General features: G+C 67.6%; 23 protein-coding genes. 4 read left to right on the plus strand and 19 right to left on the minus strand.

Annotated elements, in window-relative coordinates:
* The first annotated feature begins 109 nt into the window (after positions 1-109).
* Complete coding sequence (locus IPG05_06310) at positions 110-730, plus strand: PAS domain S-box protein (protein MBK6494699.1); 621 nt, start codon at positions 110-112, stop codon at positions 728-730.
* Positions 731-733: 3 nt separating this feature from the next.
* Here IPG05_06310 and IPG05_06315 read toward each other — a convergent pair whose 3' ends face one another.
* On the minus strand, positions 734-2,848 hold the full coding sequence (locus tag IPG05_06315) for a hypothetical protein (protein ID MBK6494700.1): 2,115 nt from the start codon (positions 2,846-2,848) through the stop codon (positions 734-736).
* 150 nt (positions 2,849-2,998) lie between these two features.
* Here IPG05_06315 and IPG05_06320 point away from each other — a divergent pair, with 150 nt between their 5' ends.
* Positions 2,999-3,907 carry a nuclear transport factor 2 family protein gene (locus IPG05_06320; protein ID MBK6494701.1) on the plus strand — a complete coding sequence of 303 codons (909 nt, stop codon included), beginning with the start codon at positions 2,999-3,001 and terminating at the stop codon, positions 3,905-3,907.
* On the opposite strand, the gene IPG05_06325 is transcribed toward IPG05_06320, so the two are convergent.
* From IPG05_06325 to IPG05_06335, 3 genes are read right to left on the minus strand one after another with little or no spacing between them, the layout of a single operon-like run.
* Entirely contained in the window at positions 3,852-4,196 is a 345-nt protein-coding gene (locus IPG05_06325) for an AbrB/MazE/SpoVT family DNA-binding domain-containing protein (GenBank protein MBK6494702.1), read from the minus strand. The two genes, IPG05_06320 and IPG05_06325, sit on opposite strands and share 56 nt — an antisense overlap.
* A 46-nt stretch (positions 4,197-4,242) precedes the next feature.
* On the minus strand, positions 4,243-4,458 hold the full coding sequence (locus IPG05_06330) for a type II toxin-antitoxin system HicB family antitoxin (GenBank protein ID MBK6494703.1): 216 nt from the start codon (positions 4,456-4,458) through the stop codon (positions 4,243-4,245).
* On the minus strand, positions 4,455-4,640 hold the full coding sequence (locus tag IPG05_06335) for a type II toxin-antitoxin system HicA family toxin (protein MBK6494704.1): 186 nt from the start codon (positions 4,638-4,640) through the stop codon (positions 4,455-4,457). The genes IPG05_06330 and IPG05_06335 overlap by 4 nt, the downstream gene beginning before the upstream one ends.
* Positions 4,641-4,811: 171 nt before the next feature.
* Here IPG05_06335 and IPG05_06340 point away from each other — a divergent pair, with 171 nt between their 5' ends.
* Entirely contained in the window at positions 4,812-7,595 is a 2,784-nt protein-coding gene (locus IPG05_06340; protein MBK6494705.1) for an AAA family ATPase, read from the plus strand.
* Between the two features lie 567 nt (positions 7,596-8,162).
* On the opposite strand, the gene IPG05_06345 is transcribed toward IPG05_06340, so the two are convergent.
* The 15 genes from IPG05_06345 to hslV all read right to left on the minus strand — a co-directional run bounded on the left by IPG05_06345 (position 8,163) and on the right by hslV (position 22,235).
* The gene (locus IPG05_06345) at positions 8,163-8,654 is read right to left on the minus strand and encodes an HD domain-containing protein (protein MBK6494706.1); all 492 of its coding nucleotides are present in this window, start codon (positions 8,652-8,654) and stop codon (positions 8,163-8,165) included.
* A 105-nt stretch (positions 8,655-8,759) separates the two neighbouring features.
* Positions 8,760-9,440 carry a hypothetical protein gene (locus IPG05_06350; GenBank protein MBK6494707.1) on the minus strand — a complete coding sequence of 227 codons (681 nt, stop codon included), beginning with the start codon at positions 9,438-9,440 and terminating at the stop codon, positions 8,760-8,762.
* A gap of 329 nt (positions 9,441-9,769) precedes the next feature.
* Positions 9,770-10,525 (minus strand): hypothetical protein, encoded by a 756-nt coding sequence (locus IPG05_06355; protein MBK6494708.1) that lies wholly within the window; start codon positions 10,523-10,525, stop codon positions 9,770-9,772.
* A 33-nt stretch (positions 10,526-10,558) separates the two neighbouring features.
* Positions 10,559-12,247: a diguanylate cyclase gene (locus tag IPG05_06360; protein ID MBK6494709.1), complete on the minus strand. Its 1,689-nt coding sequence runs from the start codon at positions 12,245-12,247 to the stop codon at positions 10,559-10,561.
* A gap of 103 nt (positions 12,248-12,350) precedes the next feature.
* Positions 12,351-13,925, minus strand: coding sequence for a sigma-54-dependent Fis family transcriptional regulator (locus IPG05_06365; GenBank protein ID MBK6494710.1), 1,575 nt, complete (start codon positions 13,923-13,925; stop codon positions 12,351-12,353).
* Between the two features lie 2 nt (positions 13,926-13,927).
* Entirely contained in the window at positions 13,928-14,404 is a 477-nt protein-coding gene (locus IPG05_06370; GenBank protein MBK6494711.1) for a MogA/MoaB family molybdenum cofactor biosynthesis protein, read from the minus strand.
* A 2-nt stretch (positions 14,405-14,406) separates the two neighbouring features.
* Complete coding sequence (locus tag IPG05_06375; GenBank protein ID MBK6494712.1) at positions 14,407-15,408, minus strand: aminomethyl transferase family protein; 1,002 nt, start codon at positions 15,406-15,408, stop codon at positions 14,407-14,409.
* Complete coding sequence (gene argF, locus IPG05_06380) at positions 15,405-16,304, minus strand: ornithine carbamoyltransferase (protein ID MBK6494713.1); 900 nt, start codon at positions 16,302-16,304, stop codon at positions 15,405-15,407. The genes IPG05_06375 and argF overlap by 4 nt, the downstream gene beginning before the upstream one ends.
* Positions 16,305-16,561: 257 nt before the next feature.
* A complete protein-coding gene (locus IPG05_06385; GenBank protein MBK6494714.1) occupies positions 16,562-16,771 on the minus strand; it encodes a hypothetical protein in 210 nt (69 codons plus the stop codon).
* A 250-nt stretch (positions 16,772-17,021) separates the two neighbouring features.
* A complete protein-coding gene (locus IPG05_06390) occupies positions 17,022-17,792 on the minus strand; it encodes a hypothetical protein (GenBank protein MBK6494715.1) in 771 nt (256 codons plus the stop codon).
* Between the two features lie 51 nt (positions 17,793-17,843).
* Positions 17,844-18,566, minus strand: coding sequence for a hypothetical protein (locus IPG05_06395; protein MBK6494716.1), 723 nt, complete (start codon positions 18,564-18,566; stop codon positions 17,844-17,846).
* 120 nt (positions 18,567-18,686) lie between these two features.
* Positions 18,687-19,607 carry a hypothetical protein gene (locus IPG05_06400; protein ID MBK6494717.1) on the minus strand — a complete coding sequence of 307 codons (921 nt, stop codon included), beginning with the start codon at positions 19,605-19,607 and terminating at the stop codon, positions 18,687-18,689.
* Positions 19,564-19,896 carry a 6-bladed beta-propeller gene (locus IPG05_06405; protein ID MBK6494718.1) on the minus strand — a complete coding sequence of 111 codons (333 nt, stop codon included), beginning with the start codon at positions 19,894-19,896 and terminating at the stop codon, positions 19,564-19,566. The genes IPG05_06400 and IPG05_06405 overlap by 44 nt, the downstream gene beginning before the upstream one ends.
* 115 nt (positions 19,897-20,011) lie before the next feature.
* Positions 20,012-21,403 (minus strand): ATP-dependent protease ATPase subunit HslU, encoded by a 1,392-nt coding sequence (gene hslU, locus IPG05_06410; protein MBK6494719.1) that lies wholly within the window; start codon positions 21,401-21,403, stop codon positions 20,012-20,014.
* 289 nt (positions 21,404-21,692) lie between these two features.
* A complete protein-coding gene (gene hslV / locus IPG05_06415) occupies positions 21,693-22,235 on the minus strand; it encodes an ATP-dependent protease subunit HslV (protein ID MBK6494720.1) in 543 nt (180 codons plus the stop codon).
* Here hslV and IPG05_06420 point away from each other — a divergent pair.
* Positions 22,218-23,540, plus strand: a complete 1,323-nt coding sequence (locus IPG05_06420; protein ID MBK6494721.1) for a glycosyltransferase family 39 protein — start codon at positions 22,218-22,220, stop codon at positions 23,538-23,540. The genes hslV and IPG05_06420 overlap by 18 nt on opposite strands.

Raw genomic sequence — 23,540 nt, forward strand, 5'->3', positions numbered from 1 at the left:
GGGTGAGGGGTGAGGGGTGAGGGGCCGCCTCCCCGCGGACCGACCGTCCAACTCCCGGTCACCAATTTCCGGTCATCGGAATTCCGAGGCCGCGCACTACCTTTCTACCATGACCACCCCCGTGCACGCTCCCACCACCCCTGACGAGCTCGCCGAGCACCGCTTCTTCGAGCTGTCGATCGACATGCTCTGCTTTGCCCGCTTCGATGGCTACTTCCAGCACCTCAATCCAGCCTGGGAACGCACCCTCGGCCACACGATCGCGGAGCTGCAATCGCAGCCGATGATCGAGTTCGTCCACCCCGACGACCGCGAGCGCACACTGGCGCAGAATCGGGAGGTGCGCGCCGGCGGCCACGCGGTGCATTTCGAGAATCGCTATCGCTGCAAGGATGGCTCGTACAAGTGGCTGGTCTGGAATGCGATCGCGGATGTCGACAAGCAGACGATCTACTCCGTGGCGCGCGACATCACCCGGCGGAAGGCGGCCGAGGAAGAGCGCGATCGATTGGTTGTCGAGCTCCAGGCCGCACTCGCCGAGGTGCGCACGCTGCAGGCGATCCTGCCGGTCTGTTCGTACTGCAAGAAGGTGCGCGACGACGAGAACTACTGGCACAGTGTCGAGGGCTACATCCAGACCCACACCGACACGCAGTTCAGTCACGGCATCTGCCCGTCGTGCTATGAGATCGAGGTGGAGCCAGCGCTCGTTCCCGAGGATCGCGGCTAGCCCTCACCGCACCGCGACACTCCGGCTCCGCTCGACGCTCGCCCCACCAACCGCATCGCGCACACGCAACACCAGGCGATAGTCGCCCGTCTTCAGCTGCTTGAACGAGACCAGTTGTTCCCCGCGGTGACTCACCCCCGTGGCGACGAGCGAGAAGGCGACGCGCGTCTCCGGCGACTTCGCCTTCGCTCCCCCCTCCCAGATCTCGACCTCGATCGCGTAGCTCCGCCCGACGACCAGACCATCGAGCTCGTAGTAGAGCGGCGCCTCGTCGTCGCGCGTCCAGGCATTGGTCGGATTCAACGACACGGCGTCGCCCGCGTGCTGCCAGGTGACCCCGCTCCCTGCGCGCCCGAGAATCGGATCGGAGAGCCGGAGGACCCGGCCGTCCCGGGGAATGACGGACACCGGCGCGATGCGCCCGCCCGCACCAACCTGATGCGCAGCGTCGCCAGCCACCATCGTCACCGTGTATTCGCCCGGCGGCGTGGGCACGACGGCGTACGCGGTGAGGAATCGTCCCTTCACCGTCGACGGATCCACCCGCCACCGCCGCACCGTGTCGAGCGTCGCGACGATCCGCCCCGTGGCGGCGTCACCGATGACCGCGCGCCACTCCGCCAGCAGCTCCACCCCGCTTCCCGTGCCACTGCGCAGCGCGTCCGCCGGCAACGCCATCACGACCAGGACACCGCCCCCCGCAATGCCGTAGGCCTGGAAGATTCCCGCCATCCCCTTCCGGTAGAGCTCAGGGTTTCCTTCCGTCCGTTCGGCGACTTCGCGCGCCGCAGTGAATTCCTGGCGAATCCGCTCGGCCAGGTTGCGTCCGCCAGTCGCCGAGATCCCCGCCAGCACGCAGAGGCGCGGATCGCGCCGACAGAGGGTCATCAAGTCGCCGACGGGATAGTTGCGCGCGATCATCCCGAGCCGCATGACCGTCCCGCTCATCGCCGGCCGAGAGAATGAGACCAGGACCTGCCCATCACCGCGCGACCAGACCAGAGTTTCCTGCGCCATGCTGGTGATCCCCGGGGTGAGGATCCGCTCAGTCGGCAGCCCGTGGCGCATCACGAGTCGGCCACGATCGTCGAGCACGCGATCGATGGGAGCGTAGCGATTGTCGTACATGATCCGAGCAGTCAGTTCGTCCTTGGGGAAGGGTGAATCACCCAAGCCGAGTTCCTGGGCGGCGTCACGAGGCACCGGCAGACCCTCGGCGACGCTGCCATCAAGATCCCAGCGAAACTCGCGCAACGCGTAGCGCCATCGTTCGAACTGCGCGGCGAGTCGCGACCCTGGCAGGCGGCCGTCCTCGAGATCCTGACGGTCCCAAAAGTTCGCCAACCACGTCGCATGACTCCCCGGCTGCAATGGCAATGCTTGCCACTGCGCGCGTTCCGCGCTGCTGGCGAACCAGTTGAGATCGCTGTAGTACCACTCCGCATCACCCGCCGAGGCGATCGCCTGCGCGCCAGCGCGATACGCCTCGCGTGCACGCGCCGAGTCGCCCTCCGCGTACGCGAGTCTGGTGAGTAGATGATGCCGCATCGCGCTCGAGATCGAGTCGGCAGGAATCCGCTCGAGTGCGCGCGCCGCACCGTCCGTCGTGCCGACCTCCAACTCCAACCCGAACCACGCCAGGCCGAGGCGGAGAGGCAGCACCGGCAGGCGCGTCGCCGCAGCACGGAGATGCGCCAACTCCTTCTCGGGTGGTAGCCAGATGTAGGGGTATGGCGCGATCCGCATCAAGCGCTCGAGACTTGCGACGTCGCCACTGTCAGCCGCGACCAGCCAGCGCAACGCACGCACCGCCGGACCGCGCCAGTCGACCTCGTTCTCGCGCGGGGGTTGGTCGAGCGGCGTGAGCGGCTGGGCCATCGCGAGCAGCACCGTCACCATCTCGCGAACCGGCTCGGCGCGGCGCGGCTTCCCGTTCCAGTCGACCAGCATCCGCCGGGCAATCGGCATCAGCTCCTTGCGCGCGCCGGCCTCACCGGCCGTGACCCGCGCGGCCAACACGTCGAACTCCGCCCCCTCCCGTTGCGCTGGCACCGCGCGAGGAGCGGCGACGGCGATGGCGAGCGACAGGCCGGCGAGAATGGAGGCGCGAAGGGGCATCGGGGCTCCGGAGGAGGTCACGGAGAGTACCTCCGAATGTACGAAAACGGGAAGCGCGTGGCGCCACCCACGGTCGAATCGGTATCGTCCGGAAACACGGCCGCCAGCCATCCGTAGGGACGCCCTTGCCCTGACACCCTCGAGACCTCGATGACCATTCGCCCCTCCGCCGCCGCGCTCCTCCTCTTCGTCCTGCCGGCATCCCTCCCGGCCCAGCTTCCCGCTCCGGAAGCTCTGGTCAAAGGGCTGATCACAGCCGACCGCTCCTTCTCCGACATCGGCAAACTCCGCGGCTGTGGCGCCGTACTCACCGAGATGTTCGCCCCCGACGTGACCATTCCGGCCGGTCCCCGCGGCCTGCTCCAGGGGCGCGACAGCGTCCTGGCCGTCTACGCCGCATCGCCCGGCTTCGCCACGGCGAAGTGCAGCTGGACCCCGATCCGCGGCGGGATCGCCGCCGACGGGTCGCAGGGCTTCACCTTCGGCGCGATGACGCAGGCCAATGCCGACGGCACCGCCGTACCGTTCCGCTATCTGGCCTACTGGGTCAAGGGGGGGGCGGGCTGGCAGGTCGCCGTGTACAAGCGGTTGCGGGCCCCCGTGCCGGTGATGCCCACCACGATGCGGATGGCCGCAATTCCCCCCGCCTACATCGCCCCGCGCAGCGACGCCGCCACGCAGCGCACCATCGAGGAGTCGCTCGCCGAGGCCGAGCGGACCTTCTCGCGCGAGGCGCAGACGATCGGCCTCGGCCCCGCCTTCGCCAAGCATGGCAGCGCCGATGCGATGAACCTCGGCTCGCAGGCCGACAGCAACTTCACCTTTGGCGCCGAAGCGATTGGTCGGAAGATCGGCGACGGTGACACCACGAAGACGTCGCCCGTAACGTGGGGGCCCGACCGCGTGATCGCCGCGTCGAGCGGCGACCTGGGCGTGACGATCGGGATGATCTACCCCAAGGAGCCCGCCGCCGATGGCAGCAAGGCGAAGGGCTTCCCGTTCTTCACCGTGTGGCGGCGTGCGGGGCCGGGGCAGCCGTGGCGGTATGTGGCGGAGTGAGGGGCGCGCCTAGGCGTCGGAACGCGCTGTGTGGGGCCGACCTACCAGGCTTCCCGGCCTGAGGGTGGCCCCGACTCCCACTCCGGTGGATTAGAGCCGCGGGCAGCCGACGCACCAAGGTGCGGAGGTGGTGTCCGCCGCGACGGCGCTGGAATGGCGTGATCACGAGAGCCCCATGCTTCACGACCAGCTCCACCTCACTGCCGACCCTGAGCCCGGCCTCGGCCAAGAGCGCCTTGGGGAGCGGGAGCCCCTGGGAGTTGCCCCACTTCTGCACCCTGGAAATCATTGAGTGCCCTCCCAGAACGTTGAGCGACCTAGCGACGGCAAGCTGGTCAGGCCGCGATTTCGACCATGACGGCGTAAGAGTGCGGCACCGGGGTCTCGAGCCCCTCCTCGTGCAGCCCCTCGATATGGAAGGCGATCGCCTCACGCATCGCCGCTTCGACCGCCTCGCGCGTTGCGCCAGTGGCAATGCAACCCGGGACGTCGGGCGCATAGGCCGAATAGCCAGTCGGCGTTTCCTCAATCACAATCAAGAGCCGCGTCATTTCAATCCCGCCTGCTTGAGTACGCTGTTCAAGGTACCGGGGGCAACGTCATCGTTGGGGTGACCCGCGACCGTCACCAGCCCTGGCTTTGTCGGATGCCTGAATTGTCGGTGACTGCCACGGATTCTGGCAAGCCGCCAACCGTCTTGGGCGAGGATTCTCAAGAGGATTCGGACCTTCATGCCGACCGCCAACGAGGAGGTGCAAATCCCCCAACCTCCCGCAGTCACCGATCCCCCCGGGGACCCTCCTACCGCCGCTCGGTCCCCGATCCCGCCCCGCTCGATTTGACGATCCGTTGATTCGGTGGGACTATCATCGGAGCGTCCCCCTCACACGGAGTGCCCCGCCGGATGGCCCCGTTCCGACTCAGCTGCCTTGGTCCCCCGGTCCTCTACGGCCCGGATGGCGACCCGATCCGGTTCCGGACCCGGAAGCACTTCGCCCTGCTGCTCTACCTCGCGGTCGAGCCGGGCATCCCCCACCGCCGGGACCGGCTCGCCACCCTGCTCTGGTCCGCCGCCGACGTCGACGAGGCCCGGCACTCCCTGGCCACCGCGCTCTCCATGATCCGCGGCCGGCTCGGCGCCGAGCTCCTCGACACCGATCGGGACACGGTGCGGCTGATGCCGGGGCGGATCGTGACCGACCTGCAGGGGCTCGACCTGGCCGACCCCGACGAACTCGACGAAGGGCCACTCGGTCCCTTCCTCGAGGAGTTCGACATCCCCGACGCCGTCGACTATCAGCAGTGGAAGGACGGCCAGCACGCGCGGCTGCTTCCCTCGATTCACTCGGCGATGGCCTCGCGCATCGAACAGAGTCGTCGCCGCGGGGACTCGCGGCGCATGGAAGCGCTCGGCCATCGGCTGCAGCGCATCGACGAGCTCTCCGAGGAGGCGGCGCGAGCCGTGCTCGAGGCTCGCGCCATGGCGGGCGATCGCATCGGCGCGCTGCGCTCCTTTGATCGGTGGCGCGCGCGGCTCGCCGACGAGCTTGGTGCGCACCCCTCGGCACAACTGGAGCGGATGGCCGAGCGGCTGCGGCGCGGCGGGTGGCAGCGGCCCACGATCGCGCTGCTCGCCCCGGTGCCGACGGAGCAGTGGAAGGAGCGCTCCTTCATCGGCCGCGGCGCCGAGTTCCGGACCTGTTACGATCGCTGGGAGCGGGTGCAGCGCGGCGAGGTGCAGCACCTGCTGGTCCGCGGCGAGAGCGGCATCGGCAAGACCACGCTGGTGGAGCGCCTGACGACGTCGATGGCGCTGGAGGGGGCGAGTGTCGCGCGGGTGCAGTGCTACGAGCTCGAGCGCGAGTTGCCGTTCGGTGTCACCGGGTCGCTCGTCAATCACCTGCTCGACCTTCCCGGCGCGAGTGCTACGCCACCGGAGCAGTTGGCGGAGCTCGGGCGGCTCACCGCCAAGGTCCGCCAGCGCTATCCCTCCTTGCCCGCACCGATCGAGACCAGCGGCGAGAGTGCGCGGATCCTCTACACCGAGGCGGTGATGGCGCTGGTGGGGGCCGTGGCCGAGGATCATCCGGTGGTGCTGGTGATCGACGACATCCATCTCGCCGACGCCACGTCGCTCACGGTGCTGCACTTGATGTTGCGGCGCCTGGAGGCGTTGCCGTTGATGGTGATGCTGACGGCGTCGAGTGCTCCTGAGGCGGAGACGCCGAGCACGCGGCGCTTCTTCGACAACGCGGCGTCGCTCTCGCTGTTGCCGTTGGCGTTGGGGCCGCTGTCCGACGGGGAGTCGGCGGAGTTGGTGGAATTGCTCCTGTCCGATGGCGGCGACCCGGGGCCGGCCATTCGGCGTGCCGTGCTGGCGGGTGGCCGCGGCAACCCGATGGTGCTGGAACTGCTCGTGGGCGACTGGCGGCGGCGTGGCGACGGCTGCCTCGCGTTGTCGGTGAGTGCGATGACGCCGCGGGCGGAGCGCCCGCCGAAGGAGACCTTCCAGCGGCTGGTCGAGGGGACGCTCGCTGCGCTCAACGGCGAGGAGCGGTCGGTGGTCGAGCTCGCGGCGATCCTCGGGCAGCGGCTCAACGACCTCACCATGTACACGATGGTCGACCTGCCGGTGGCGCGCACGATGCGGGCGATGACGGCGCTCACCGCGTATCGGATCCTCCGCGATGCCGGCAGTCACCTGGAGTTCGCGAACGAATTCATCCGGGGCCAGTGTTACGTCGGGACGGCGGCGCCGCTCCGGCGGATGCTGCACGGCCTCGTGGCCGAGCGGCTGTTGCTGGCCGATGGCGGCGACGAGGCGATCCCGGGGCTGGAGATCGCCTGGCACCTGGTGCGCGCCGACCGGCTCCATGATGCCATCCCCTTCCTGCTGGCGGGTGGCAAGGAATCGATCCGTCGCGGGGCGCCGCACGAGGCCGACCTGGCGCTCTCGACGGGCCTGCCGGCGCTCACCGGGCAGCCGCGCCGGACCGCCATCCTGCTTCTCGCCGAGGCGCAGCAGGAGCTGGGGCGGTGGGCGGACTCGCTGCGCCTGCTCGATGAGGCGCGGGAGGCGTTCTCGGAATCGGAGGAGTGCTGTCGGGAGGTGTTGCGGATTATCGCACGGCGGTGGTCGGGGCACCTTGAGGACGCCGAGCTAACGGAAGCCGGTGAAACACTTTGTCACATCGCATCGACGACTACCGACGTTGACGTCCTGGCCAAAGCGCTGTGCGCTTCCACTCTCCTGACTGCGACCAGAGGTGCCTGCCATTTCAGAGTCCGGTCGGGGCCTCTCGGCTGTGACGCGCAATTCACACTCGATGAGTACCAGCGCATCCAACTCCTTCTCGCGCGGGCCTGGTGCGAGGATCAAGTGCGAAATGACGTCCTCGCCTGCCAACGCTTATGGACGAGGCGTTGCACTAATTCGGCAACACCGAAACCGCAAGCTCCATCGCGCGTGACGGTGTTCGTCAGGGGCGGAACGCTTCGCCAAGGTGGAATGTACTCATCCGCGGCCCAACCGATTCTCGGGGAGGCGAGAATGGCGCGGCAGATCGACAACCGGGTCCACCTCTCGGCTGCCGCCGCGGGATTGGCGATCGCGCAGGGCAGGCTCGGGAATGCGCGGGCTTCAACTGGACTGGGCGCACTTGCCCTAGGAATTCCTGCGCGCGGATGATTGGGGGCATCATGCGCCTTGAGTGCTGCCTACGACCAAGGGCTCTCGCGCTGGCTCTCGACGCTCGTTTCACCGAGGCATGTGTTGCGGTCCGCGAACTCGACCACCGGTTCGCCAAGCGCAGGCCGGCTTGGGCGACTCAGGCGTGGCACCTAGTTAAAGCTGACATTCTGGCACTGGCCGGCATTCGCGAGGTGCGTTTGCCGCTGCGAGCAATGGTGCGCGTGGGAAGAACGGGCGCCTGCTACTAAACGATTTTGCCGGGCTCCATGCGAGGTGGCAGAGCCTGCTCGCGAGGCGTGACGGAACCGAGCGGGCCACCCTCGCAGCACTGAGGGAGCAGGCAAAGGCGATTGGGAACTACCACGCCAAGGATCGCGCGGAGGTGTTGGCAGCGATTGCGATGCTGGAGGATCGGGCGGGCGAGGATGCTGCCGGGACGTGGACTGAGGTGGAGGCGCAGTTGGAACGCTTGCCCAAGACGGTGACTACGGTCATGCGGAGACTGGGCACCCTCGGGTGACCTAACGCCCCGGAGCCCTTCGATTCTTCCTCCTGTCGCTCCCCTCAGGGAGGTGCCGCGCCGAAGCGGCGCGCCCGAGCGATTACGGATTTTGGGGAAGGCAGGTATTCAGGCACCAAAGAAGGATCACAAATCAATCGACGAACGGTGACCGAGTTCACGGTCAGCTCCACCAATTCTGCGTCGAATTGTCCACCGCGACACTTGTTGAGTTCCGAGACTACCGCTTCGAGCGAGAGCGCGCCACGGTATGGCCGATTCGTCGTCATCGCATCGATGGTGTCTGCGATCGTGATGATCCGCGCGCCGAGCGGGATGTCCATGCCCGCAATACCATCTGGATAGCCGCGGCCGTCCCAACGCTCGTGGTGATGACGCACACAAGAAACGACGTATCCCTGGAAGCGAGAGAAACGAAGAGACAAGCTCGGCACTCCTGGCCGAGTGCTCGATGTGCTCTGGTGGCAAGCCGAGGTCGGTTGCGATTGCCCGAGAAAGCCCACAGACTCGCCGGGAGTGACCCGAAGTGTAGGGATCTCGGGCTTCGATTGCCTTCACCATCATACTGAGTTGCTCGCGCACGTTTAGCGCGAGTTCATCATATGCTTGATCGAGTTCTCGGTAGACATCTTCCAAAGTATTCAATTTGCCGTAGACATGGCGCACGGCGATGAATGGCAGGAAGATTGCGAGCAAAACCAACTTTGCCAACTCCGTTCCCATGGATCAAACCGCACGAAGACATAGGCCACGGCCAGCGCGAGCAAGCTGGCAACAATGTCGTAGCCAAGGACCCAGAGTGTATTTGAACGCCAGGTCGAAAGAATGTGCTTCTTCGTTGACAGTGCAACTGCGGTATTGACGGTAACCGAGTTCGCGATGAAATAGACGACTGCGGACGCGAGAAACACCGCGATCTCGCGGAGCGCCTCGTTGAATGGCACGCCAGAGCCAGTAACCACGGGCTCAAAGATCGCCGGGGGATGGTGGCCGCCCAGAAAGAAGTACGTGCCGAATGCCAGGCCGACACTAAAAATCCGCTCGGAAACATTGAAAACGATCTTCACAGGTGCGACACGGACATACGTCTGGGTGATCCCGGTGATGAAGGCTGCCGTCACGGCCCCCCACATCGCTCCCAGCGCGACTCCGATGGCAAGGTGCATGATGAAGACGAGGGAACCGGCCATCGAGCCAGACTTCTTAGCAGTCCTTGAGATCTCAAGCAACACACCAACGAGCCCAAGGCTGAACAGTGCCCAATAGTCCACATCGGGACGCGGCAAATACGACGCAGCAATGAGCACCATTAGTGCCGTCACCGCGATCGCACCTACATACCGCTGCACTGCTTGGTTTTGGGACATAAAAGGTGTGGGTGGGAAACCCCAGAGTTCAGGGCACTAGATCCAGGTCACGGTCTCCGCGAGGAAAATACTCGCGATGAAGTCGACGGCCGCAGCCAGCCACTCCAGCATATGCGTCACCTCCTCTCCGGTCAATCAGTTACTTCTGGAGGTGGCAGACCCCGCTATGGTCCACCAGACGCTTCGCTATTTTTCGACCGCTCGGCTCCGCTTTATGCCGAGTCCTGAGATTTCCCGACCCGCAGTCCTCACAAATAAAGGTTTCTGTTCATTCCTACGAACCCCTACCGCCCCCGACGCTGCGCGAACCACCGGTTCGTCGCATCGAGGACCGCATACACTGCCGCGTGCTCGGCACTCTCGATCACTTCGGCGGTCCCCACGAGCAGCTTCGCCTCGCGTCCGCCCACCGTGTGCACGCCCACCATGACATAGGTCCGGCCGAAGGCGTCCTGGATCTGCGCCCCCTCGAGCGCCAGCGAATACTTGTCCGCCAGCCGCTCCAGCACCGCCACCGCGGCACGCGCCGCCGTCTCGACCTTGTTCCGCGCGGTGTCCGGCCCTTCCTCGGTCGCCGACTCCAGCCGGCCATCGCAGGAGAGCGTCACCGTCGCCGCCACCTTGCGCTTCCCTGCCGCCGACGCCATCACCAGGTCGTCGAACAGCACCATCCGCTTGACCAGCCCGTCGTGCGCCTGCACCATCGCCGCTGCGGGCTGCGCGCCATCGATCGGGCGGACATCGGCCGTCTGTGCCACCGAGATCTTCCGGTGATCGACCCGCAACCCGAGATGCGCCAGCAGTGCCGACTCGATGTTGCGCACCACCTGCTTCGGCGCCTGCCCGGCCTGCGCCAGAATGTGGATCTCGCTGACCTCGCCCAGCGGCGTCGTCACGACGCGTGCCGAGAGCACGCCCTCGAGCGACGTCAGGAGATTCTCGGCCCGCCGCACGCCCCACGGGTCGGTCGCCGGATCGATCGGCGAGCCACCCGGACGGGAAGCCGAAGCGTCGAAGAACTGCGAGGGTGAAGCGGTCACGGTGATGCCTCGTGGGTGACGGTCGTGCCAGTCCTAGGCGACGGTATTCCGGCCGGCCGACTTGGCCAGGTACAGCGCGCGATCAGCCTGCTCCAACAGCGGTCCTTCATTCGGATGCGCCGGATCGTATTCGGCGACCCCCACGCTGGCGGTGATCTGCCCGGCCAGGAAGCCCAACCGCCGACCCGACTGCTCGATCCGGTCCCGCAACGCATCGGCGACTCGCAGCGCACCCGCCCGGTCCGTTCGCGTCAGCAGCACCACGAACTCGTCGCCGCCATACCGCGCCGCCAGGTCGGTCGCCCGGATCGTCTTCCGGATCTCGTCAGCCACACTACGCAGCACCGTGTTGCCACGTTCATGGCCGTACCGATCGTTCAACTCCTTGAGTCGATCGAGATCGATGAAGAGCACCGCGAAGGAATCACCACTCCGCTTGCTCCGCTCCATCTCGTGCGACAACCGCTGCTGCAACGAGCGATAGCTCGCCAATCCCGTCAGGGCGTCCGTGCTCGCATCGCGCGACGCATCCTCGGCCCGCTTCGACAACCACGGCACGCACTGCCGCAGCGAGGCGCGGCCCAATGCCGCCGCCTGGGCGAAGCGATGACAGGTGGGATATCCGCAGGCCCGACAATCCCAGGCCTTCCCGTTCGGTCCCGTCCCGATCGCCTCGAGAATCGTCAGCACCGCCGCCGGCTCGGCCTGCTCCCGCCGATGCCCGAAGGCGAACGCCGCCCCCACCTGCACATCCGGCTGGTCCGGCACCACCGGCTGCCGACTCCGCGGCAGCTCGTACTGCTGGACCAACATCCGCCGCCGAAAGAGCTCGTCCTTGGGCCCCGCCGCCGGATGGCCCAAGGCGCCGGGATGGGAGAGGAAGTCCACGAAGCCGAGGTCGATCCGGTCGTGCCCCACCGCCCGCGACAGCGCCGGCACATTCTCCAGCCCCCGGACCGCCAGCAACCGCCGCCCGCGCGACGAGCCGCTCACCACCATCTCCAACGGCAACCCGCCCGCGACCGACATGTGACGGCGTGTTTCGGGCGGGACCCGGGAATGGGTCCGTGGCAGCGTCTCCGGCCGGACTTCCCGCAAGGCAAAGAGCTGCTCGAGGTCCGCAAAGGAGAGCAGGGCGTCGAGCTCGGGGACCGTGCCCCCTGGGGCACTCACCCCGGCATACACGACCGGGAGGGAATCCCCATGCAAACGACGCAGGAATCGCGCCTCGGCCACGCACGGGTAGGTCACGGGGGCCAGATAGGGGACCAGCTCGGGATAGTGGGCCGTAATGGCCGCCACCGCGACCGGATCGGTGCTCCGGATGAGCGTCCCCCAGTCGGGATCCTCCCACAACTTGAGGTATTGCTGCGCCACCAGCTCGTCGCCGATGACCCCCCGGGAGACCAACCGGAACCCCGCCTCGTAACAGGCATTGACCAGCTGCTCGGGCGAGGCTGGATGAAAATGGACCACCGCCTCCGGAGCGAGGATCAGTGCCCCGTTCCCGCCCTCGGCGATCGCCAGTGCCCGATCCACCGCTCCTGAGGCTGAGATCGCCTGATGGGGACAGGAGGGGATGCACTCGCCGCAACTGATGCAGTTCTCCTCGACGATTTCGACCACACGCGCCTCGGGCGGGAGGGCAATCGCATCGGTCGGGCAAGCGCGAACGCAGGCCAGACAAGCGACGCAACGCGAGGGGTCAATGGCGAGGTGCAATGGCGCTCAAGGGAGGAAGGTGGTCCAGCGCTCCCTGCAAAGTGGCAAGATCCCTGAGAAGTGTCAAGAGGTGAGGTGGCCCAAAGGTTTGGAATGTCACGACTTAGACGATATCGAACTCCTTCAGCTTGCGGTACAGCGTCCGCTCGCCGATCCCCAGAACCTGGGCCGCCTTCCGCCGATTGCCCCGGAATTCCTCCAAAACCGCCAGAATCGTCGCCTTTTCGACCTCCGCCATCGTCATCCCGGGCCGGTAAAGCACCTGCGTCTCGGGTTCGGGCTCCTCCACCTCCGGATCGACGGGCCCGATTGCTCCAATGGCTTCGATCCCCGAGGGCGCCGAAGGACCAATGACTGGAATTGTGACACCATGCGGCTCCGAGACCTCGATGACATGCACGGGGTTGTGGCGATCCTCCAGACGTCGGCGCAACTCCTCGACCTGCATCCGCAGCTCCATCAACGAGCGGAGGATGAATTCGAACTCGGCGCCCCCGACCGCGAGTCCACCGGTCTCGCGCGTGCCGACGACCGGCATCCGCATCGGGAGGACACCGACGGCCCCGTCGTTGATGTCGGCGGGAATGTCGCTGGCGCGGATCTCGTTCCCCGGCGCGAGCACCACCATCGACTCGACCAGGTTGCGCAGTTGACGGACGTTGCCGGGCCACGGCGCATTCACGAGCCGCTGCATCGCCTCGCCGCTGATGCCCGGAAAGGGGCGATCGTGCTGCGCCGTGAACTCCTTCACGAAGCGCTTCACCAGCAGCGGGATGTCGCTGCGCCGCTCGCGCAGCGGCGGGAGATAGATCGAGAGGACGTTGAGCCGGTAGTAGAGGTCGTCGCGGAAGGCGCCGTTGGCAACCTGGTCCTTGAGCGCCCTGTTCGTCGCGGCGACGACGCGCACGTCGACCTTGATCGGTGACACGCCGCCGAGCCGGAAGAAGGATCGCGTCTCCAGCACGCGCAGCAGCTTGACCTGCACGCTCGGCGGAATCTCGCCGATCTCGTCGAGGAAGATCGTCCCCGTATCGGCCAGCTCGAAGCGGCCGAGGCGCCGTTCCGCCGCGCCGGTGAAGGCGCCCTTCTCGTGGCCGAACAGTTCGCTCTCGAGCAGCGTCTCCGGCAGCGCGGCGCAGTTGATCGCGATGAAGGGCCGGCCGCGACGCGGCGAGAGGTCGTGGATCGCCTTCGCGACGAGCTCCTTGCCGGTGCCCGACTCGCCCTGGATGAGCACCGTGCTCGAGACCGGCGCCATCTGCTCGATCTTGACCAGCACCTCGTGCACCGGCGGCGAGTCGCCGAAGATCCCGGTCCGGCGCTGCAGGCCATGCCGCTCGACCATGCGGCGCACGGTGGCCACGAGGTCGTCACTGGCCAGCGGCTTGGTGACGATTTCGGTGGCGCCAAGGCGCTCGCCCCGCTCGCGATCACCGGGCTCGTGGAGCACGAGCACGGCGGTCTCGTGGTCGCGCGCATAGCTCGCGAGGGCCGCGATGCTCGGCTCGTGCAACGCGCCGGTGATCACCAGCAGGTCGGGATGCTCGCGACGGATGGCCGCCCGCGCCTCGTCGGCGGTGACGGCGACGGCACTCGCGACGCCGGCGTTCTCGAGGGCGCGATCGAGCGGCACGGCCAGCTCGAGATCGGCGAGCGTGATGACAACCTGGGCAGCCATGGTCAGTGCGCGGTGTCGCCGTGCAACTGGCGCACGGCATGGTGAAGGATCGGGAGCAGCGCCGCGAGGCCGTCGCGCACGCCGCCCGGCGAGCCGGGGAGATTGACGATCAACGTCGCGCCGCGCGCTCCGGCCACGCCACGCGAGAGGATCGCCGTCGGCACCGCCGGCTGGCCCGCACGCCGCAGCGCCTCGGCGATCCCCGGCGCCTCGCGGTCGAGTACGGCGCGCGTCGCCTCGGGCGTCACATCGCGCGGCGCGAGACCGGTACCCCCGGTGGTCAGGATCACATCCACCGCGCCGCCATCTGACCAGGTCAGCAGTTGCATCGAGATCTGGTCGGCCTCGTCGGGCACCAGCGCTCGCGCGGCGAGCGCGGCCTGATGCTCGCCGATCCACTCGACGATCGCCGCGCCGGAGCGGTCCTCGCGCTCACCACGCGACGCGGCATCGGAGATCGTCAACACGGCCACCCGCATGGTCACGCCTCGGGTTCCAGCGGTGGCGTGCTGCGTGACACGAACGGACGCCGCACCACCTCGGCCGTCCAACTGCGGCCGTCGGCCTCGATCACCAGCGGCGTGCCCGCGGCTTCGGTCGAGGTGGGCAGCGCGGTCATCCCGATGATGCCGACGCGTGGGGACCGCACCACCGACCGCACGCGGTCCACCAGATGACCGCCGACGCGCACCGACGCGCCGACGGGCGGCATCTCGTCACCGGCCACGCTGAATCCGGCGAGCCGCTTGATCGCACCGGTGCGACGCCGCGCGGCGAGCGCGGTCTCGCCCGGGAACGGCGCGCCCTTCCCTTCGGCCACCTGCGATTCCAATCCCGCCTCGACCGGCGTGTCCTCGGCGTCGATTTCGAACCCGACGCGCGCGGTCCCCCATTCGGCACGAAAGAGTTGCCACGCCTCCTCGCCGACGGGTTCGACCGCCGCGCTCTTCAGCGCGGACTCGAGCGAGGCACGGTCGCGCAGCCGGCAGAAGAAATCGAAGCCTTCCGGGCCATCGAGCGTGGCGCGTGCCGCGAAGAGATCGACGCCGGCGAGGCGCGCGCCGACGACGTCACCGCCCTCGGTCGGCGTCGGCTCGAGCAGCCGCGAGAGGCGCACCGCGGCGGCGGGACCGCGCACGGTGACAACGCAGACATCATCGGAGATGTCGCGCATGCGGACGGTGCCGCGCTTGCGGGCGACGAGATATTCCCACGCCGCCTCCTTTTGCGCGGCATCGACCAGCAGCATCAGCTGGTCGGGGAAGCGATAGATCGTCACGCGGCCGAGGATCGTGGCATCGTCGCGCAGCAGCAGCGCGTGCACGAAACGCCCCGGCGGGAGCTGAGTGATGTCGGCGGTGGTGAGGCGGTTGACGAGGGCATGGGCGTCGGAGCCGGTCAGTTCGAACTGACCAAGGCCCGGTGCGGTCCAGGAGGCCGCGCCCCCGGTGAGGGCGCGGTACTGCGTGAGGAGATCAGTCATGTAAAGAGCATCGCAAGTAAGGCCTTCTGGGCGTGGAGTCGATTCTCTGCCTGATCCCAGACGCGCGACTGTGGCCCTTCGAGCACACCCTCGCTGATCTCCTCGCCGCGATGCGCGGGAAGACAGTGGAGGACGATCGCCGACGGATCGGCTCGGGTCAGCAGCGCCTCGTCGACGATGTAGCCCTTGAAGGCCTGCTTGCGCACGGCGATCTCGGCCTCCTGCCCCATCGAGACCCAGACATCGGTGTTGATCACGTGGGCGCCCGCGACTGCTTCGTCGGGGTCCTCGGTGATCATGATCTTGGTGCGGGTCCGGTTGGCGTCGTAGATCGCCTTGTCGGGCTCGTAGCCCTCTGGGCAGGCGATCCGCAGCTCGAAGCCGAGCAGGCCGGCAGCCTCGATCCAGGAGTTGGCCATGTTGCAGCCGTCGCCGACCCAGGCCACGACCTTGCCGTCGAGGGAGCCGATCGCCTCGTCGATGGTCAGGAGGTCGGCGAGGAGCTGGCAGGGATGGAGCAGGTCGGTCAGGCCGTTGATGACGGGGACGGCCGACCAGGCGGCCAGCTCCTCGACGTCGGCGTGGGCGAAGGTCCGAATCATCATCCCGTCGACGAAGCGGGAGAGGACGCGGGCCATGTCCTTGAGCGGTTCGCCGCGACCGAGCTGGATGTCGCGGGCCGAGAGGAAGATGGCCTGTCCGCCAAGCTGGCGGGTGCCGACCTCGAAGGAGACGCGGGTGCGGGTGGAGCTCTTGGCGAAGATCAGGCCGATGTGCTTGTCGGCGAGCGGCCGGGCCCGGTATTCCCCGCGCTTCATCGCCCGTGCGGTGTCGAGCAGGGTCCGGAGCTCGGCGCGGGTGATGTCGGCAAAGGAGAGGAAGTGACGAGGCGACATGGTCCACTCGATCTGGAGAAATCGGCCAGAATGGCAGAGTGGAGTCTACCCCCGGGGGTGGGGGTGGGGGAAGCGGGTGGCGGCCTCCAGCCGCGGGGCTAGCGAGTCGCCCGGCCGACCAGTTCTTCCGAGACGGCCTGCTTCAGCGAGGCGGTCGTCGGTCAGGGAGCTGGCGCCGAACCGTGTCGATCGCGGCCTCGAGCGTCGCGCATTCCGCGCACCCCGTCGGCAGGAATGCCACCACCCGGATCACCGGCTCATCCGGACCGAGTCGCCGTCCGGAGCTTGCACGTGCCGGGTCGGAATCGGCGCGGCCGCCCCCGGTATCCGGTCGTGCTCCCGATCACGAACGCGGTGGGCTTAAGCGTCGGCAGGATGAACTGGTTGAAGACGACCACGCCGACAACGGCCAACATCGCCACACCGGCGAGCAATTTGAGTGCGACGCCGCCTCGGCGTGCGCTCACCGTCAATGCAGGTGGGACCCAGTTCCGACGCGTTGCGGCACGGAATAGAGGATACGCCCGACGCATATGGCAACGGGGATGATCCAGCTGAATCGCGCCGACCATCTTCCCATCCCAATCGAAGGCATGCACGACGGAGTTGGTCCGAACCGGGTCCTGGCCGAGCCGGTGATGGTAGCCGCCATCGAACAACGCGTAGAGGCGTGTCGAGCTTCCGACGCAGTCGAGGTAAGCGCGGCGGGTGCCTGCCTCACCGCTCTTGAAGGCGAGCTGACTGGTGAGCGGGCGGGGGCAGGAACGTGAAGGGGAGCGCGTGGCCCGGTCGACGAACACAAGACATAGCGGAGACAAGCGCCACGTCGCGGGCCCGGACGCACGCACAGCGAATACGCCCCGGAGAGCCCGCAGGGCAGCGAGCGTCATCGATGGCGAGGCTATCGAGCGATGCCGTCCGAGTTCCCAGTGAGTCGTACTGCGTCACCTGCAGCCCCCTGGCTGCATCCCACCTCGTGGTGGCAGAGCCTCCGCCGTCCATCATGCGCACTTGGAGCACCGGCAGTTCGGGAATCGCCCTTGGTTGGGATTCCCCAGGGCTGGCATCGGCATCACCGATGGACACGACGGAGAGTCGACCGATCATCGCATCGTAGAGTGCGACCCGGCCGCGAGCTCCGCTCCACTGCCCGGCCACCATCGGTGCGACGCCATACTCCCGCGGGCCTTGCCCATGCCGGCCCATGGAGCGCACCACTGTGCCGGTGGCCGGATCGACCAGATGGAGAAATGGTTCGCCGCTGCCGTCGACCAGCAGGATGCGATCGTCGATCACTGCGACTGCCGTAAGGCTGCCGAAGAACGGGGAGGTCACGACCTCAGTGCTTGTCAGGGTGTCGATCGGAACGGCAAGTAATTCGTCCGGTGCCTCGCGCCCTGGTTTCTCAGCGGTGCAGCCGAGCATCGCGCCGAGGAGAGCGAGCGAACAGAGCGGCATGAGGGTGCGCGTGTTCCCAGGGAGCGTCACGGCAGCCTCGCGAGCCGAATAACCTCTGCCCCGCCCCAACCGTTCGGCAGGTCACGGATCAGCACGTCCTTCCCGACCACGTCGATGACGGTCATGCTCCGTCGCGTCACGAACTCCACAATCGGTCCTCCGACGGTCGGGATGAGGACCCATCGCCGCGCGACCGCACTTACTGGTTCGACGGTCTCCCCGGTCCGGCGACCGATCGGTCGCCAACGAGGCATTGACCAGGGGCGGATACGCGGGCGGAAGCTGGAGTCCCCTGGCAATTGCAGAGCGCATCTCCGATCCCGGAATGCCCATCCTTTCTCCCGCCTCATTCCACATCTTCACGTGCCGCTCGCGCTCGCCCGCAGGAAACAGGATCGCGGGGAACTCGACTGTGCGCGCTGGGAAGGTCGGACGTCCGCACGCATCAAGGCGAGCCAACTCGAACCGGACGCTCCGCGCATTGATCTGAGGCTTCGAGACGATGGCCACGTCTCCCCGCACGACATCCAGACCGGGTTGCGGAAGGAGTAAGTACGGCGGGAAGAAATTGCGGTCCTGACCCTGATGATGGATCGTGACGGCTTGGGTGGCGGCCCCACCCAGCGAGAAGCGGTGGAGTTTCCCCTTGTCCGAGACCGTTGCCAAGCCGAGGTAGGTCGTCTGCGGCTCCTTGGCGAGCCACGCACTGCATGCGCCGATTGGAAAGGGTCGTGTCTCGATGAGCTTCCCGCTCTTGAGCGAGAAGATCGTGGTCCGGCGGAGTGCCCGATCCAGGGCGATCACGCGACCTGCGTCGGCACCGAAGTTGGCGAGCGAAACTCCCCTGGGCCCTCGCGCTGCGGCGCGCGGCGCGGTGCGTAGTGGTAGGCATCTGCGTGCGTGGTCGGCGACGGCACACCACCGTCAGGTGTCAATCAGCTGAACTGACTCGCATTCGAGAGACTTGACGAGTCCGACCCCGTGTTGACGATCACCTTCCCAAGCGTGATCCCTTCCTCTTGGGCGACGAGTGGGGAGGCGCTGAGCAGTGCGACGCACCACAGCCGCGAAGTCAACGGCGCCACCCCCACCCTCACGACCCGCAGCATCCCGTTCGGGGGCGACACCCATGACGCAGAAGAGCGTGGACTTCTTGTCGAAGACCGAGATTGCCCAGCCGTTCCCGGTGGCACGGAGCGTCCGGTAGACCATGTCCGACGGAACCTCGAGCTCGAGCGAGTCCTGGGAATACACGTACCGATTGTAGCGGACGTAGGAGGCCTCACTCGCCGTGGCCGCATTCCGGACCAGCGTCTTCAGTTCGGCGAGCCGAACCGAGCTCGGCACCGGGAACGAATCGACGGTCGACATGCACGCGGGCCTCGCGGCCGCCGGTGTCGTCACCGGCCACACCTGGATCTGCTCGACGTCATCGGTCAGGCGACCGACGCCGGCGACGAAGGTCGGCTCGATCTGCATCGGCTCGAAGCTGGCGGGCAACACCACGCGCCCGACGGTGCGTCCGGCCGGGGAGTAGACGGTGAACTGCCGCGCCCCGAAGTCACGGACCCAGCTCCGCCCAGCCTGATCGGAGTAGAGCTCGTGGAGCATCGGCTCGTCGCCCTTGGGAATTGCTGCGAGCACGGGCCGCACGCATCCCGAAATCGGCGCGCCACCGGACCAGATCGAGGTGCGCGACGCGAGGGCACTCGTGGTGAGCATGGGCGAGAGATTGCGCTCGAAGACCGTCTCGCCGAGCAGCGTCCCGTCCTGGCGATAGATGACGTTGCGCAGGCGGCCGCTAACGAAGACGACAATCAAATCGCCGGGGCCGGAGGTCGCCACGGAATTCGCCCGGACCATTCCCTGAGCGCCCGATCCGACGGACAAACTTCCCCTTGGCATCGAAGAGTCGAAGTTCCAGTGGCTTGGTGTTGGCGACCACCACCATGCCGTTGGGCAGCTTGCGCACCCCGGTCACGCCAGAGAATTCGTACTCGAGCTCACCCTCCTCGACACCAATGGCCACGGAAGGCTTGGCGCCGACCGGCCAGAGCGCCGGCGTTTGGGCGGGCGCCTGCGTGAAGGGAATCGCGAACAGGAGGGCGGCGGCGGACGCACGGAGGACGGACATGGTCGACTCGGGGCTGGGGAAAGGCCGAGACTCGATCCCCGTTGCCGGAGGGCGCAGGGGGTTTCGAAAAAAGATACCCCTACGCCCCAAACGGCGAGGCGCCACCTGCGGATGCCTACAGAATGTACTTCCGCAAATCATCGTCCTGCACCACACTCGCCAGCCGCTCCCGCACCGCCGCCCCGTCCAGCTTGAGCTTGGTCGTCTTGCCGCCGTCGGGCAGGTCGAAGAGGATGTCCTCGAGCAGCGTCGACATCACCGTGTGCAGCCGTCGCGCGCCGATATTCTCCATCCGGTCGTTCGCCAGCCAGGCAATCCGCGCCAGCTCGCTCACCGCCTCGTCCGAGAACTCCAGCACGCACCCCTCGGCCGCCACCAGCGCGGCGTACTGCCGCGTGAGCGAATTCTCCGGCTCGGTGAGGATCCGGACGAAGTCCTTCTCGGTCAGCGGCTCCAGCTCCACCCGGATCGGGAAGCGCCCCTGCAACTCCGGGATCAAGTCGCTCGGCTTCGTCACGTGGAAGGCGCCCGCCGCCACGAAGAGGATGTGGTCGGTCCGCACATGGCCATAGCGCGTCTGCACCGTGCTCCCCTCGACGATCGGGAGGAGATCGCGCTGCACACCCTGCCGCGACACGTCAGGCCCGCTGGTTCCCTTCTCGCCGGCGATCTTGTCGATCTCGTCGATGAAGACGATGCCGTGATTCTCGACCCGGTCGAGCGCCTCGGAGACGGTGTCGTCCATGTCGACCATCGCGCGCAGCTCCTCGTCCTCGAGGATCCGCCGCGCATCGGGCACCTTCACCAACCGCCGCTTCGGCTTCTTCGGCAGCATGTCCATCAGCCAATCGGCAAACGACGACTCCGGCGCATCCATCCCGTCCGGCGCACGCATCGCGTCGGGGTTCGGATAGTTCGCCGGCATCACCTCGACCTCGACTTCCCTGTCGTCGAGCTTCCCGTCGAGCAGCATCGCCTTGAGCTTCTCGCGCGACGCCGCCTGCCGCTTCGCGAGCGCGGCATCATCAGCATCGCCATCGCTCGCGGGCAAGAGCAGGTCGAGCACGCGCTCGATCGCCCGCTGCTCCGCCTGCGGAAAGACCTCGTCCTCGCGCTCGGCGCGCACCAATGAAATGGCCGCGTCGACCAGGTCGCGGATCATCGCCTCGACATCGCGACCGACGTAGCCCACCTCGGTGAACTTCGTCGCCTCGACCTTTACGAACGGCGCCCCCGCCAGCCGCGCCAGCCGCCGAGCGATCTCCGTCTTGCCCACACCCGTCGGACCGATCAGGATGATGTTGCTCGGCGTGATCTCGTCGCGGATCCCCTCGGGCGCCTGCCCGCGGCGCCAGCGGTTCCGGATCGCGATCGCAATCGCCTTCTTCGCCGCCCCCTGCCCGACGATGTAGCGGTCGAGCTCCGCCACGATTTGGCGCGGTGGCAGCTCCTCCAGCCAGGGCAGCGGCGGGGGCAATTCAGCGTCGGGGGTCGGGGGAGTCGTCATGCGGGGAATCTAGCCTCGGGGCGAACGGCGAACGGCGAACAGCGAACGGCGAGCAGCGAGGGCAGGTGTTATCCTGAGCGGAGCGGCGGCGCAGCCGACGCGCAGTCGAAGGACCTGCTTCGTTGCGAATGGGTAAGAGGTCCTTCGACTCCGCCCGCTTCGCGGGCTCCGCTCAGGATGACAACACCGGGGGCCCGGCTTCGCTCAGGATGACAATACCGGGGGCCCGGCTTCGCTCAGGATGACACGAGTCAGCAGTTCGCCGTTCGCCTCTCGCCGTTCGCAGTCGCTACTGCGGCAACTCCAAAATCGTCAGACTCGTATTCGTATACACGCAGATCTCCGCTGCAATCCCCAGACTCCGCTCGACGATCTGCCGCGCCGAGAGGCGCTCGTCGGGGAGGAGGGCGCGGGCGGCGGCGAGGGCGTAAGTGCCACCGGAGCCGACAGCGAGGATACCGTCGTCGGGCTCGATCAGTTCGCCGGTCCCGCTGAGCAGGAAGACGTGGTCGAGATCGGCGACGACCAGCAGCGCCTCGAGCCGGCGCAGGTAGCGATCGCTGCGCCAATCCTTGGCCAGCTCCGTCGCCGCGCGGGTCAGGTTGCCGGGGTAGCGGTCGAACTTCTCCTCGAAGCGCTCGAAGAGCGTCAGGGCGTCGGCCACCGACCCTGCGAAGCCGGCGAGGATTCGCCCGCCCTTGAGCGCCCGGACCTTCACGGCGTGTCCCTTCATGATCGTGTCGCCGATCGAGACCTGGCCGTCGCCGCCCAGGGCCAAGCGGCCATCCTTCCGGACGGCTAGGATTGTCGTACCGTGAAAAGTCGTCAGCATCGTCTCTGGCCCGTCCTCGTGGTGGTGCTGATCGTCGGCGCCATGGCGCTCCGCGCGGCGACCCTGCTCCGTTACGACCTCTGGTATGACGAACTTTACTCGGTATTCACGGCTTTGGGCGACCTCCCCCAGCTCTGGGCGTCGGCCGTGGCCGACCGGGTCCACCCTCCGCTCTTCTATCTGACCCTCTGGGGCTGGCTCAAGCTGGTCGAGCCGACCCCGGCCGCGCTCCGCCTCCTCCCCCTCGGTCTCTACGTCGCCGCGATCCTCGCCAGCTGGTGGGCCGCGGCCGCGCTGTCACCGAGGGGCCGTGCCGTGACTGCCCTCGCCGTGGCGGTCTCGCCGATCGTCTTCGAGGCCGGCGCCGAGTTGCGGGGGAACATCCTGCTGGTGACGCTGCTGGCGCTCGCCATCGGGGCCGTGCGCCGCCTCACGACGCCCGAGGGCCATCGGCCGGCCGATCGCGCCATCCTGGTCGCCGCGGCAGTCGCGGCCACCTGGACCCACTACTTCGCCTGGCCGAGTGTCCTCGCGGTGGTCCTGATCCTCGCCCGTCGGGGTCGCTGGCGCGATGGTCTGCTGGTCGGTGGCGCCGCCGTGCTCGCGGCGATCCCCTGGGCCGTCGCACTCGCCGCCAAATCTCGCAGCACCGTCGGCATCCAGCTCGCGTGGAGCCATCCGCCCACGCTCCACGATGCGCTGCTCCTCCCCGGCACGATGCTCGCCGATCGCACGCCAGCGATCGCGATGGCCGTCGCCGCACTGCTTGGCTGGCTGCTCCTCGCGAACGCCGTGCGCACGCCGGCCCAGCGCGATCTCGCCCTGCTGGTCGTCGCCCCGCCAGTGGCCATCCTCGCCGGCGGGCTGGTCTTCGGCGTCGGGCTCTGGGACCCGCGCTACCTGATTGGCGCTGTGGTGCCGCTGGCGTTGCTGATCGGCGAATGGAGTGACACGCCGCATCGCGGTGCCGCGCTCTCCACCGCGGCCGTCCTCGCCCTCTCCGCGTGGGGTGCCTTCACCCCGGCAACCTGGCGACTGCCTTGGCGCACCGTGACGGAGACGCTGCTGACTCGCGCGCCTCGGCAGCCCATCTACGTCTTCGACGGCTTCACTGCCCTGCCGCTCCGCTACTACGCCCGCATGGCCGGCGAAGCACTCGCCGTCCCCGAGATCAAGCAGTGGCCCGACGGGGCGACGCCGGCCGGTTGGCTGCTGCTGCGTCCGAGCAGCTTCCCAACCGGGCCGAGCGCGCCGGAGCGACTGCGAGCGGCAGGGCGGGTCATGCCGTCGCTTCGCTCAGGATGA

It is taken from the genome of Gemmatimonadota bacterium (assembly GCA_016704275.1).
Lineage (GTDB): Bacteria > Gemmatimonadota > Gemmatimonadetes > Gemmatimonadales > GWC2-71-9 > Palsa-1233.